General features: G+C 71.5%; 8 protein-coding genes and 1 pseudogene. 1 reads left to right on the top strand and 8 read right to left on the bottom strand.

From position 1 onward, the window contains the following. Nucleotides 1-13 precede the first annotated feature (13 nt). Genes kdpB (BS80_RS26310) through kdpF form a run of 3 tightly spaced genes read right to left on the bottom strand, consistent with a single transcriptional unit; the run spans nt 14 to nt 3,871 of the window. On the bottom strand, nt 14-2,119 hold the full coding sequence (gene kdpB, locus BS80_RS26310) for a potassium-transporting ATPase subunit KdpB (RefSeq protein ID WP_035802894.1): 2,106 nt from the start codon (nt 2,117-2,119) through the stop codon (nt 14-16). Beyond that, nucleotides 2,119-3,780, bottom strand: coding sequence for a potassium-transporting ATPase subunit KdpA (gene kdpA / locus BS80_RS26305; protein WP_035802893.1), 1,662 nt, complete (start codon nt 3,778-3,780; stop codon nt 2,119-2,121). The genes kdpB (BS80_RS26310) and kdpA overlap by 1 nt, the downstream gene beginning before the upstream one ends. A gap of 1 nt (nt 3,781) precedes the next feature. Continuing rightward, on the bottom strand, nt 3,782-3,871 hold the full coding sequence (kdpF, locus tag BS80_RS41110; protein ID WP_035802891.1) for a K(+)-transporting ATPase subunit F: 90 nt from the start codon (nt 3,869-3,871) through the stop codon (nt 3,782-3,784). A gap of 782 nt (nt 3,872-4,653) precedes the next feature. Between kdpF and BS80_RS26295 the strand changes: the two genes are divergently transcribed. Then, the gene (locus BS80_RS26295) at nt 4,654-5,073 is read left to right on the top strand and encodes a DUF3592 domain-containing protein (protein WP_035802890.1); all 420 of its coding nucleotides are present in this window, start codon (nt 4,654-4,656) and stop codon (nt 5,071-5,073) included. Nucleotides 5,074-5,080: 7 nt separating this feature from the next. Here the strand turns inward: BS80_RS26295 and BS80_RS26290 are convergent, their stop codons facing one another. The 5 genes and pseudogenes from BS80_RS26290 to kdpB (BS80_RS26270) all read right to left on the bottom strand — a co-directional run. Next, a complete protein-coding gene (locus BS80_RS26290) occupies nt 5,081-6,601 on the bottom strand; it encodes a hypothetical protein (RefSeq protein WP_157536616.1) in 1,521 nt (506 codons plus the stop codon). Between the two features lie 208 nt (nt 6,602-6,809). Next, entirely contained in the window at nt 6,810-7,487 is a 678-nt protein-coding gene (locus BS80_RS26285) for a response regulator (RefSeq protein ID WP_035802888.1), read from the bottom strand. Continuing rightward, nucleotides 7,484-10,027 carry a sensor histidine kinase gene (locus BS80_RS26280; RefSeq protein WP_035802887.1) on the bottom strand — a complete coding sequence of 848 codons (2,544 nt, stop codon included), beginning with the start codon at nt 10,025-10,027 and terminating at the stop codon, nt 7,484-7,486. The genes BS80_RS26285 and BS80_RS26280 overlap by 4 nt, the downstream gene beginning before the upstream one ends. Nucleotides 10,028-10,147: 120 nt before the next feature. After that, nucleotides 10,148-10,786, bottom strand: a complete 639-nt coding sequence (kdpC, locus tag BS80_RS26275; RefSeq protein WP_035794950.1) for a K(+)-transporting ATPase subunit C — start codon at nt 10,784-10,786, stop codon at nt 10,148-10,150. A gap of 20 nt (nt 10,787-10,806) precedes the next feature. Then, a pseudogene (gene kdpB, locus BS80_RS26270) lies at nt 10,807-12,913 on the bottom strand (potassium-transporting ATPase subunit KdpB); the annotation flags it as partial.

The following is a 12,913-nucleotide window of genomic DNA, read 5'->3' as shown; positions in this document are numbered from 1 at the left end:
TCTCAACCTTCGCTCAGTGCAGGCCGGGGATGAACTGGACGACCAGGTCGATGATTTTGATCCCGACGAAGGGCAGCGCCAGCCCGCCGGCGCCGTAGACGGTCAGGTTGCGGCGCAGCAGGTCGGAGGCCGAGGACGGCTTGTAGCGCACGCCGCGCAGGGCCAGCGGGATCAGGCCGATGATGATCAGGGCGTTGAAGATGATCGCGGAGGTGATCGCGGACTTGGGGCTGTGCAGCGCCATGATGTTGAGGTGGCGCAGGCCCGGGTAGACCGAGGCGAACATCGCGGGGATGATCGCGAAGTACTTGGCGACGTCGTTGGCGATCGAGAAGGTGGTCAACGCCCCTCGGGTGATCAGCAGTTGCTTGCCGATCTCGACGATCTCGATCAGCTTGGTGGGGTTGGAGTCCAGGTCCACCATGTTCCCGGCCTCCTTGGCGGCCGAGGTGCCGGTGTTCATCGCCACGCCGACGTCGGCCTGGGCGAGCGCCGGGGCGTCGTTGGTGCCGTCGCCGGTCATCGCGACCAGCTTGCCGCCGCCCTGCTCCTGGCGGATCAGCGCCATCTTGTCCTCGGGGGTGGCCTCGGCGAGGAAGTCGTCCACGCCCGCCTCGTCCGCGATCGCGCGGGCCGTCAGCGGGTTGTCGCCGGTGATCATGACGGTCCGGATGCCCATCGTGCGCAGGTCCTCGAAGCGCTCCCGGATGCCGTGCTTGACCACGTCCTTGAGGTGGATGACGCCCAGCACCCGGGCGGGTTCACCGCTCTGGTGGACGGCCACCACCAACGGGGTGCCGCCGGCCGAGGAGATCCCCTCGACGACGGTGCCGACCTCGGGCCCGGCCTGTCCGCCGTTCTCCTCCACCCAGCCGACCACCGACCCGGCCGCCCCCTTGCGGATCCGCCTGCTGCCCGAGTCCTCGCTGAGGTCGGCGCCGCTCATCCGGGTCTGCGCGGTGAACTCGATCCAGTGCGCGTGGCCGATCTCCTGCTGGGCACGGGCGCGCAGCCCGTACTTCTCCTTGGCCAGCACCACGATGGAGCGGCCCTCCGGCGTCTCGTCGGCCAGGCTGGACAGCTGCGCCGCGTCCGCCAGCAGGTTGACGTCCGTGCCGCCGACCGGGGTGAACTCGGCGGCCTGGCGGTTGCCGAAGGTGATGGTGCCGGTCTTGTCGAGCAGCAGGGTGGAGACGTCGCCCGCCGCCTCGACGGCGCGCCCCGACATCGCCAGCACGTTGCGCTGCACGAGGCGGTCCATCCCGGCGATGCCGATCGCCGAGAGCAGCGCGCCGATGGTGGTCGGGATCAGCGCCACCAGCAGGGCGACCAGGACCACCAGGCTCTGTTCGGCGCCCGCGTAGGCGGCCATCGGCTGCAGGGTGACGACGGCGAGCAGGAAGACGATGGTCAGCGCGGCGAGCAGGATGTTCAGCGCGATCTCGTTGGGGGTCTTCTGCCGGGCCGCGCCCTCGACCAGGGCGATCATCCGGTCGATGAAGGTCTCGCCGGGCCTAGAGGTGATCTTGACGACGATCCGGTCGGAGAGCACCTTGGTGCCGCCGGTGACCGCGCTGCGGTCGCCGCCCGACTCGCGGATCACCGGCGCGGACTCACCGGTGATCGCCGACTCGTCCACCGACGCGGCGCCCTCGACCACGTCGCCGTCGCCCGGGATCAGCTCGCCGGCCTCCACCACCACGTGGTCACCGAGCCTCAGTGCGGCAGCGGGCACCTCCTCCTCGGGCGGCCGTACGGCGCCGGGGCGCCAGTCGCCGACGACCCGCCGGGCCACCGCCTCGGTCCTGGTCCGGCGCAAGGTCTCGGCCTGGGCCTTTCCGCGGCCCTCCGCCACCGCCTCCGCGAGGTTGGCGAACACCACCGTCAGCCAGAGCCAGACGGTGATCACCCAGGCGAAGGCGCTGGAGTGCCGGATCGCCGAGTAGGTGGTGAGCAGCGAGCCGACCTCGACCACGAACATCACCGGGTGCCTGACCATCACCCGCGGGTCCAGCTTGCGGATCGCGTCGGGGAAGGCCGCCAGCAGCTGCCGGGGGTCAAGCAGTCCCCCGGAGACCCGGTGCGCCTCGTGCGGCTCGTCCGCCTGGTGGGTGGACATCAGTGCAGGCCTTCCGCGAGCGGCCCGAGCGCCAGCGCCGGGAAGTAGGTGAGGCCGACGACGATCAGCACCACGCCGGAGAGCATCCCGACGAAAAGCGGCCGATGGGTGGGCAGCGTGCCCGCGGTCACCGGGACGGGGTGCTGGCGGGCGAGCGAGCCCGCCAGCGCGAGCACGAACACCATCGGCAGCAGCCGGCCGAAGAGCATCGCCAGGCCGAGCGCGGTGTTCCACCGGGTGCTGGTGACGGTGAGGCCGGCGAAGGCGGAGCCGTTGTTGTTGGCCGCCGAGGTGAACGCGTACAGCACCTCGGAGAAGCCGTGCGGGCCGCTGTTGAGCATGTCGGCGCGCTCGGCGGGGTAGGTCATCGCAACGCCGGTGCCGATCAGCACGATCGCCGGGGTGGTGAGGATGTAGAGCGAGGCGAACTTGATCTCCCGGCCGCCGAGCTTCTTGCCCAGGTACTCGGGCGTGCGGCCTACCATCAGCCCGGCGACGAAGACCGCGACCACGGCCAGCACGAGCATCCCGTACAGGCCGGACCCGGTACCGCCGGGTGCGATCTCGCCGAGCATCATGTCGAAGATCGCCACACCGCCGCCGAGCGGTGTCAGCGAGTCGTGCGCCGTGTTCACCGCACCCGTCGAGGTCAGCGTCGTCGAAGAGGCGAAGAGCGCGGATCCGGCGATGCCGAACCGCACCTCCTTGCCCTCCATCGCACCCCCGGCCGCCTGCAACGCGCTTCCGCTGTGCTGCCACTCGAAGAAAGTCAGCAACGAGGCGGAGGCGACCCAGAACAGCACCATCACGGCGACGATCGCGTAGCCCTGGCGCCGGTCGCCCACCATGGTGGCGAAGGTGCGCGGCAGCGCGAAGGAGATCACCAGCAGCAGGTAGACCTCCAGCCAGTTGGTCAGCGGGTTGGGGTTCTCGAACGGGTGCGCCGAGTTGGCGTTGTAGAAGCCGCCGCCGTTGGTGCCCAGCTCCTTGATGACCTCCTGCGAGGCCACCGGCCCGCCGGGGATGCTCTGCCCGCCGCCGCTCAGCGTGGTGACCTGGGTGGCCGCGTGCAGGTTCTCCACCATGCCGGCCGCCACGAAGACGATCGCCAGCACGACCGAGACCGGCAGCAGCAACCGCCAGGTCACCCGGACCAGGTCCACCCAGAAGTTGCCGACCCGGTCCGTCAGGGTGCGGCGAAACCCCCGGATCAGTGCCGCCAGCACCGCGATGCCCACCGCCGCAGACAGGAAGTTCTGCACCGCCAGACCGGCCATCTGCACCAGGTGGCCCAGCGTCGACTCGCCCGCGTAGGACTGCCAGTTGGTGTTGGTAACGAACGAGGCGGCGGTGTTCCACGCCGTCGCAGGCTTCACCGCGGGGAAGCCGAGCGACAGCCACAGGTGGTTCTGCAACCGCAGGAACGCGTAGAGGAAGACCACCGAGACCGCGGAGAACGCGAGCACGCTGCGCAGGTAGGAACTCCAGGTCTGCTCGGAGTCCCCGTCGACGCCGATCAGCCGGTAGACGACGCGCTCGACCCGCAGGTGCTTCGCGCTGGTCAGCGTGTGCGCGAGGTAGTCGCCCAGGGGGCGGTGCGAGAGCGCGAGCGCGGCCACCAGCGCCAGCGCCTGCAGGAGCCCGGCGAGCGTGGCGTTCACCTCAGAACCTCTCGGGACGGACCAGCGCCAGGACCAGGTAGCCGACCAGCAGCACCGCGACGATCAGGCCCACGATGTTGTCGGCGGTCAAAGCTTCTCCACACCCTTGGCGATCAGCGCGAGGACGGCGAACACGAGAACCGTGACGCCGAGGAAGGCCAGATCGGTCACAGCACGCTCCACCCGGTGGTCGGCGAGGACCGGTCACCGCACCGGTCAACCCGATTCTGCGACGCGCCGTCAGGTGAGGACGGGTTTTCCTGCGCCGTTCGGGCGGCCGGCAGCGCGGCCCGCCGCGATGCCGGTGGCTGCCTCCCCCACGCAGTAGCAGACCTCCGCCCGGACCGGACGGAATCCGGCCGCCCGGGCGAGAGCCTGGCTCGCCTCGTTGCTCCGGGGAGCCGACCAGGTGGGGATCCGGCCCCGGGCCCGGATTCCGAGACCGAGTCCCGCGACACAGGCCCGGCCCAGACCCGGCCACTCGATGCCTGGCCACGGCCGCCGCCCCACGTCTCGGTGATCCATCTCAGCGCCGGATCCAGCGCGTCCAGCTCTGCGGCATCGGCTGGGCGCAGCGGGCGCACGTCGACGCCCTGTGGGGCACGCGGCCGCTGCGGCCGGCACTGCTGGACGGAGACGGTGCGCTCCCACGGGCTCACCCGGGTGAACGCGCGTCCCGGCAGCGGGAGGAAGCGGTCGTGGGCGGTGAACTGGCCGAACTCCAGAGGTGCCAGCCAAAACGGGTCGAGGCGGCGGGGATCGCCGCGCAGGAGCCCTGACGATTCCTTCGCGCCCGAGGCCTTCCGGGCCTCGCGCCGGGACTGGCGGCGCGCGCACACTGGGATCGGGAACACCTGGACAAGGGGGACAGCGATGAGCCTCTCCGTCGTCGTGGTACCTGCCGTGTGGGCAGCCGTCGGTGGCGCCGTCGCCTACCTCGCCGGGGTGACCGGGCTCGCCGAGACCAGACGGCTGCGCCGGGACGGCATACCGGTCCAGGCGCTGGTCAGGCAGCGCCCGACCGACCGCTCGGAGAGCACCGGCGCATCCCGGCCGCTGCTGCAGTTCGCCACCCGGGACGGCCTGGTAATGGAGGTCTTCTCACCCGTCTGCTCCAGCCGCGCCCACCCGCTGGTGGACGGACGGCACGTGCTGGTCCGCTACGACCCCGCCGACCCCCGGCAGGTGCTGGTGCAGGGGCGCGAGCGCCGCGGCGTCGAGTACGCCTTCATCGCGCTGGGCGCGGGCGTGGTGCTGACCGCGCTGGTCCTGGTCCTGCTGGCCGCAGGCTAGGCGCCGGTCAGCGGTACTCGCGTAGCCGGGGCCGGACGGCGAGGACGGTCAGCGCCAACGCGGCGGCCAGCGCCAGCGCGCCACCGACCGCCGGGCCGGCGCCGAGGTCGCCGTCCGCGTCGGCCACCGCCTGGTCCATCGCCCGCTGGTTGATCGTCAGGACGTCGCCCAGGGCGCTGCTGAAGAGCTCGAAATCGGCGTCGGACTGCCCGGGCGCGTTGCCGGTGTCGAGGGTGACGGCGTCCTTGAGGCGCCCCTGGTTGCGCAGGTCGCGGATCTTCCGGTCGTCCACCTGGTAGGTCTGGAACGCGTTCAGCGTGCGGTCGGCGGCCTGCTGCTCGCCACCGAAGGTGATGTTGCGCAGCTCGGTGCCGAGGAAGCCCGCGAAGGGCACGTCGGCGCGGTTCGCCGCGTGCGCCCGCACGGCGGCGGCCAGCGCGGCGTTGTAGCCGGCGAGGTCCGTGCCGTCCAGGTGGACGATGGACTGGCTCTTGTCGAAGAAGCTCTGCTGGTAGGCGGCCGCGCGGTCCGGGTCGATCAGGTAGCGGCTCTCGTCCGCGTTCATGTCGTAGGCGGTGGCGCGGGCCCGGCTCAGTGCGATCACCGAGTCGTAGGCGTTGCTCTTGGCGACCAGCAGGTGCTGCGCGGCGCGCGAGGTCAGCGTCAGCGTGGCGGCCAGCGCGAGCGCCGTGAGCAGCGTGACGGCTGCCAGTGGCAGGTTCACCAGCCGCCGGAAGCTCACCGCGAGCATGCGCTGGAGGGCGGCGAGCGCGAGCAGCGCGAGGAGGCCGGTGGCCAGCACCCACCACCAGCCTGCCGCGAGGTCGCCGCGCTGCGCCTGGTAGACCTGGTCGACGCTGCCGGCGTTGGCGGCGGTGACCTGGTCGGCGGCGGGCAGCAGTTGCTGGCGCAGCAGGTCGGTGGCCTGGCGGTAGGTGTCCAGGGCGGCCGCCGGGGGCTTGGCGGCCGGCGCGTGGGCCTGGTCCTCCAGGAGCTGGGCGCGGGCCACCAGTGCCTCGTACTGGCCCAGTTCGCCGAAGACCCTCTGCACGGCGCGCTGCCCGGCCGGGTCGTGCGCCGAGGCCTCGGCGGCGCCCTGGAGGTCGGCGTCGGCTTGGGCGCGGCGCTGCTCGTAGGTGTCCTGGGTCTGCTTGCGCAGCACCGCGTAGTCGGGGTCGGCGCCGATCAGCAGGAGGTTGGCCGCCTGGGCGTCCATGTCGCTGAGCGCGAAGGAGAGATCGGCGGCCCGGACGGCCTGCGGCGCGGCCTGGTGGCCGACGGTGTCGATGCCGTCCCGGGCGCCGGTCAGCACGCAGGCCGCGACGGCCCCGGCGGTCAGCAGGGCGGCCAGGCAGAGCGCGGTGAGCGCGCGGACCCGGCGCGGGGTGTTCCAGTAGCGGCGGGTCAGCACGGTGGGCCGGGGGCGGGGACCGCGCGGCGCGGGTTTCGAGCCGGCCGCCCGGGAGTCCGCCTCCGCCGGCGAACTCTCCCCCGGTGCGATGACCGTGCCCGAAATACCCGCTGTCATGCCGCGCGTCCCCTCCCTCTTACCGGCCGCCGACGGGTGTCCCCTTGCAGGGCTTCATCGGCGTGGAGCCGGCCCCGCGCCCCCACGGAGCGGAACCGTTTCCTCGCCGCCGACGCTAGGGCCGAAAAGATCGACTTCCGGTTTTCCTGACGCCTTCCTGTCGCCACGGGCACCCGCCTTGACGCACCCTTGGCGCCCGCCCGCGCGGTCAGGGCTGGTAGCGGTAGCCGATCCCGGGTTCGGTGATCAGATGCCGGGGGCGGGTCGGGTCGCGCTCCAGTTTGCGGCGCAGGCCGGCGAGATAGACGCGCAGGTAGTTGCCGTGCTCCTCCTGGCCGGGACCCCAGATGTCGAGCAGGAGCTGCTGCCCAGGGACCAGCCGGCCCGGGCTGGCCAGCAGCAGCGTGATGATCTTCCACTCCGTGGGGGTGAGCCGGACCGGGCCGGTGGGGCCGGTGACCGTGGTCGCCACGATGTCGATCACGTGGTCGCCGATCACCGTGAGCGACGCCGGGGCCGCCTCCAGGACCGGGCGGCGCAGGATGGCGCGGAGCCGGGCGAAGAGCTCGTCCATCAGGAAGGGCTTCGTCAGGTAGTCGTCCGCGCCGGCGTCGAGGGCGCGGACCTTCTCCTGCGCGTCGCTGCGTCCGGAGAGCACGATGATCGGTGCGGTGATCGCCGTCCGCAGGCCGTGGATGATGTCCACCCCGTCGAAGTCGGGCAGGCCGAGGTCGAGCACGACGGCGTCGGGGACGTCGCGGACGGCCGAGTCGAGCGCCTCCTGGCCGGTGGCCGCGGTGAGCACCGAGTAGTGCCGGGCCTGGAAGTTGATCCGGAGCACCCGCAGCAGTTGGGGCTCGTCGTCGACGATCAGGATGTGGCTCACTGCTCCTCGCCACCTGGCTCGGGTACGGGCGCGGCGGGCAGGGTGAGCAGCATGGTGGTGCCGCCGCCCGGGGTGTCCTCGACCTCCAGGGTTCCGCCCATCGCCTCGGCGAGGCCGCGGGAGAGCGCGAGGCCGAGGCCGACGCCGGTGGTGTTGTCGCTGTCGCCCAAGCGCTGGAAGGGCAGGAACACCGCGTCCTGGTTCTCCCGTGCGATGCCGGGGCCGCGGTCGATGACCCGGATCTCCACCAGATCAAGGTGAGCACCGGCGGTGACCAGGACGGGCGCGCCGGGGGCGTTGAACCGCACGGCGTTGGAGATGACGTTGGCCAGCACCCGCTCCAGCAAGGGCGGGTCGGCGATGACCGGCGGGGCGGCGTCGAGGCCGACGGACTGGACAGGCGCCTCGGGATCGTCGAGGGAGTCCAGGGCGCGCGGCAGCAGGTCGTGTAGGTGGACCGGTGTCAGGTTGAGGGTGAGCGCGCCGGCCTGCAGCCGGCTCATGTCGAGGAGGTTCTCGACCAGTCCGGTCAGCCGGATCAGGGATTCGTCGAGGGTGGCGAGTAGTTCGGACTGGTCCTCCGGGGAGAACTCGACGTCCGGGCTGCGCAGCGAGCCGACCGAGGCGCGGGCGATGGCCAGCGGGGTGCGCAGGTCGTGGCTGACGGCGGCCAGTAGCGCGGTGCGCATCCGGTCGGCGGCCTTGATCGGCTCGATCTCGGCGGCGACGGTGGCCAGCCGGTCGCGCTCCAGCGCGGCCGCGACGTGGGCGGCGAACGCGGTCAGCACGCGGTGCTCGGCAGCGGGCAGCCGACGGCCGGACAGCACGAGCAACGCGCCCGGGCCGACCGGGATTTCGGTGGTACCGTCCTCGGTCGTGGTCGTGGTGCCCGAGTCGCTGCGCGCCAGCACCTCCCCGCTGGTGCGGTCCAGCAGCGCGACGCAGTCCATCGCGAACGCAGTCCGGGACCTCTCCAGCAGGGCCGGTACGGCATCCGCGCCGCGCAGCACGCTGCCCGCCAGGGTGCTGAGCGTCTCGGCCTCGGCGGTGGCGCGGGCGGCGCGGCCGGTCTGCCGGGTGGCCCGGTCGACCACGGTGGAGACGGTGAGCGCGACGGCGGCGAAGACCGCCAGCGCGATCACGTTGTTCGGGTGGTCGATGCTGAAGGTGTGGATCGGCGGCATGAAGTAGTAGTTGAGCAGCAGCGAGGCGACCAGCGAGGCCATCAGGGCGGAGGCCGCGCCGCCGAGCAACGCGACCGCCACCACGCCGAGTTGGAAGAGCAGTGCGACGGTGGTCAGATTGAGCGTCTCGCGCGTCTGGGAGAGGACCGCGGTGAGCCCGCAGGGCAGTAGCAGGCCGGAGGTGAAACCCGCCACGGTCCGGCGCCGGGAGTGCCGGCGGCCCAGCGAGGGCAGTCGGCCGCGCCCGGTGAACTCGTGGGTGACCATGTGGACGTCGATGTCCTCGGAGGCGTCGACGGTGGTCTCGCCGATGCCGGGACCGGTCAGGAAGCGGGTGATCCGGCCGCGCCGGCTGGTGCCCAGCACCAGCTGGGTGGCATGGTTGGCGCGGGCGAAACTCAGCAGCGCGGTGGGGATGTCGTCGCCGACCACCACGTGGTAGCTGCCGCCCAGGCTCTCCACCAGCTGGCGCTGGGTGGCGAGCGCGCCCGGCGAGGCGCCGGCCAGGCCGTCGCTGCGGGTGACGTGGACGGCCAGCAGCTCGCCGCCGGCCGTCCGGTCCGAGATCCGCGCCGCGCGACGGACCAGCGTCTCCCCCTCCGGCCCGCCGGTGAGCGCGACCACCACGCGTTCGCGGGTCTCCCAGACCCGGTCGATGTTGTGCTGCACCCGGTAGTCGCGCAGGCCCTCGTCGACCCGCCCGGCCACCCAGAGCAGGGCCAGTTCGCGCAGGGCGGTCAGGTTGCCGACCCGGAAGTAGTTGGAGAGCGCGGCGTCCACCTTCTCGGCCTTGTAGACGTTGCCATGGGCCATCCGCCGGCGCAGCGCCTGCGGTGCCATGTCGACGAGTTCGATCTGATCGGCCCGCCGCACGACCTCGTCGGGGACGGTCTCGCGCTGCGGGATGCCGGTGATCTTCTGGACGACGTCGTTGAGGCTTTCCAGGTGCTGGATGTTCACCGTGGTGATGACGTCGATGCCGGCCGCGAGCAGCTCCTCGATGTCCTGCCAGCGCTTGGCGTTGCGGCCGCCGGGGATGTTGCTGTGCGCCAGCTCGTCCACCAGCGCCACCGTGGGGCGCCGGGCGAGCACCGCGTCCACGTCCATCTCGCGGAACTCGGAGTCCCGGTAGGTGCGGGTGAGCCGGGGGACGACGTCCAGGCCCTCCAGCATGCCCTCGGTGTGCCGGCGGCCGTGGCACTCGATGTAGCCGACCACCACGTCCGCCCCGCGTTCCTGTCTGCGCCGCGCCTCGTCCAGCATCCGGTAGGTCTTTCCCACACCGGGGGCCGAGCCGAGGTACACCCGTAGCCGGCCGCGCCGGGGCAGGGTGTCGGAGCCAAGATCGCGGGCCAAGGAAGTCAGCTTTCTGCGGGGCTGCCAGGGATATACGACAGTGAATCAGCATCGACCCGGGCGAGGGGGTCTACTCCCCGCGCCCGGGTCGGTTCAACTAGTCGGTCGGACGATGAACCGTCACTTCGTCTCGCTGAGTGCCTTGTTGAGCAGGACGACGTTGACGCCGGGGTCGCCGAGGAAGCCGAGCGAGCGGGCCTCGGTGTACTTGGCGACGAGCGCGGAGACCGTGTCGGTGGACAGGCCACGGGCCTTGGCGACCCGGGCCACCTGCTCCTTGGCGTAGGCCGGGGAGATGTGCGGGTCCAGGCCCGAACCGGAGGCGGTCAGCGCGTCCGGCGGCACGCTGGCCGCATCGACGCCGTCGAACGCGGCGGCCGCGGCACGGCGGTCGTTGACCGCCTTCAGCAGGTCGTCACTGTTCGGACCCAGGTTGGAGGCCGAGGACCCGTGCGGGTCGTAGCCGGTACCGGCGGCCGAGGGGCGCGGCTGGAACCACTGCGGGTCCGGCTGGGCCTGCTCGTTCGGGTCGTTGGGGTTCTTCTTCGGCAGGTTGTAGTTCTGGCCCAGCAGGCTGGAGCCGATCTCCTTGCCGTCGGCGGACTTCACGACCGAGCCGTTGGCCTTCTGGCTGAAGGCGACCTGGCTGACGCCCGTCACCAGCAGCGGGTACAGCACCCCCAGGATCACGGTCATCACCAACAGGGCGCGCAGCGCGGTGAGATGGGTACGGACGGAGGTGGGCAGAGGCTTGGACATGGTGGGGTCTCCTTCCGTTTCTAGCGCAGGCCGGGGATGAACTGGACGATCAGGTCGATCGCCTTGATGCCGATGAACGGCACCACCAGGCCGCCGAACCCGTAGATCAGGATGTTCCGGCGCAGCAGTGAACTGGCGTCGGAGGGGCGGTACTTGACGCCGCGCAGGGCCAGCGGGATCAGGCCGATGATGACCAGGGCGTTGAAGATGATCGCGGAGGTGATCGCGGACTTGGGGCTGTGCAGGGCCATGATGTTGAGGTGGCTCAGGCCCGGGTAGACGCTGACGAACATCGCCGGGATGATCGCGAAGTACTTGGCGACGTCGTTGGCGATGGAGAAGGTGGTCAGCGCGCCGCGGGTGATCAGGAGCTGCTTGCCGATCTCGACGATCTCGATCAGCTTGGTGGGGTTGGAGTCCAGGTCCACCATGTTGCCGGCCTCCTTGGCCGCCATGGTGCCGGTGTTCATCGCCACGCCGACGTCGGCCTGGGCGAGCGCCGGGGCGTCGTTGGTGCCGTCGCCGGTCATCGCGACGAGCTTGCCGCCCTCCTGCTCCTTCTTGATCAGGGCCATCTTGTCCTCGGGGGTGGCCTCGGCGAGGAAGTCGTCCACGCCGGCCTCGTCCGCGATCGCCTTGGCGGTCAGCGGGTTGTCGCCCGTGATCATGATGGTCTTGATGCCCATCCGGCGCAGTTCGTCGAAGCGCTCCTTCATCCCCTCCTTGACGACGTCCTTGAGGTAGATGACGCCGAGCGCGCGCGGTGCGGCCGAGCCGATCCGCGAGGCGACCAGCAGCGGGGTGCCGCCGGCGGCGGAGATGCCGTCGACCAGTTCGGCGACGTCCTTGCCGACCGTGCCGCCGTTCTCGGTGACCCAGTTGGTCACCGATCCGGCCGCGCCCCTTGCGCACCGAGTGCACGCCGTCGGCCTCGTCGAGGTCGACGCCGGACATCCGGGTCTGGGCGGTGAACGGGACCCAGGTGGCGTGCGTCAACTCGCCCTGGGCGCGGGCCCGCAGGCCGTAGTCGGTCTTGGCGAGGACGACGATGGAGCGGCCCTCCGGGGGTCTCGTCGGCGAGGCTGGAGAGCTGGGCGGCGTTGGCGAGCTCGTCGACGCTGACCCCGGCGGCGGGCTGGAACTCGGCGGCCTGGCGGTTGCCGAGGTGATGGTGCCGGTCTTGTCGAGCAGCAGGGTGTTGACGTCGCCGGCGGCCTCGACCGCGCGGCCGGACATCGCCAGCACGTTGCGCTGCACCAGGCGGTCCATACCGGCGATGCCGATCGCGGAGAGCAGTGCGCCGATGGTGGTCGGGATCAGGGCCACGACGAGGGCGACCAGGACGATCAGGGTCTGCGGCGCCCCGGCGAAGCCGGCCATCGGCTGCAGGGCCGAGACGGTGACCAGGAAGACGATGGTCAGCGAGGCCAGCAGGATGTTGAGGGCGATCTCGTTGGGCGTCTTCTGCCGGGCGGCGCCCTCGACCAGGGCGATCATCCGGTCGATGAAGGACTTGCCGGGCTCCGAGGCGATCTTGACGACGATCCGGTCCGAGAGCACCTTGGTGCCGCCGGTGACCGCGCTGCGGTCACCGCCCGACTCGCGGATGACCGGGGCCGACTCGCCGGTGATGGCCGACTCGTCGACCGAGGCGACGCCCTCGACGACGTCGCCGTCGCCGGGAATGATCTCGCCGGCCTCGGCGACCCACGTGGTCGCCGAGCCTGCAGCTCGGTGGCCGCGACCTGCTCCTCCGGCCTGCGAGGCGGGCCAGTCGAGCAGGCGGCGGGCCATCGTGTCGGTCTTGGTGCGGCGCAGCGTCTCGGCCTGGGCCTTGCCGCGGCCCTCGGCGACGGCCTCCGCCAGGTTGGCGAAGATCGTGGTGAGCCAGAGCCAGACGGTGATCGCCCAGGCGAAGACGCTCGGGTCGGCGATCGCCGAGACGGTGGTGACCACCGAGCCGACCTCGACCACGAACATGACCGGGTTCTTGATCATGACGCGCGGGTCGAGCTTCTTCACCGCGTCGGGGACCGCCGCGAGAAGGACCTTGGGGGTCGAGCAGGTTGCTGGAGACCCGGTGGACCGCCGCCTCCCTGCTGGGCAGGGGTGGTGAGAGTGGGGGTG

The sequence above is a fragment of the Kitasatospora mediocidica KCTC 9733 genome (assembly GCF_000744225.1).
Lineage (GTDB): Bacteria > Actinomycetota > Actinomycetes > Streptomycetales > Streptomycetaceae > Kitasatospora > Kitasatospora mediocidica.
Note: the sequence above shows the minus strand (reverse complement) of the source record. Positions and strands in the feature narration are given on the sequence as shown.

Bases quoted from the DNA above. Each gene is read 5' to 3' on its own strand.
- kdpB (WP_035802894.1), bottom strand. From the start codon at position 2,119: ATGTCCACCCACCAGGCGGACGAGCCGCACGAGGCGCACCGGGTCTCC.
- BS80_RS26295 (WP_035802890.1), top strand. From the start codon at position 4,654: ATGAGCCTCTCCGTCGTCGTGGTACCTGCCGTGTGGGCAGCCGTCGGT.
- BS80_RS26290 (WP_157536616.1), bottom strand. From the start codon at position 6,601: ATGACAGCGGGTATTTCGGGCACGGTCATCGCACCGGGGGAGAGTTCG.
- kdpC (WP_035794950.1), bottom strand. From the start codon at position 10,786: ATGTCCAAGCCTCTGCCCACCTCCGTCCGTACCCATCTCACCGCGCTG.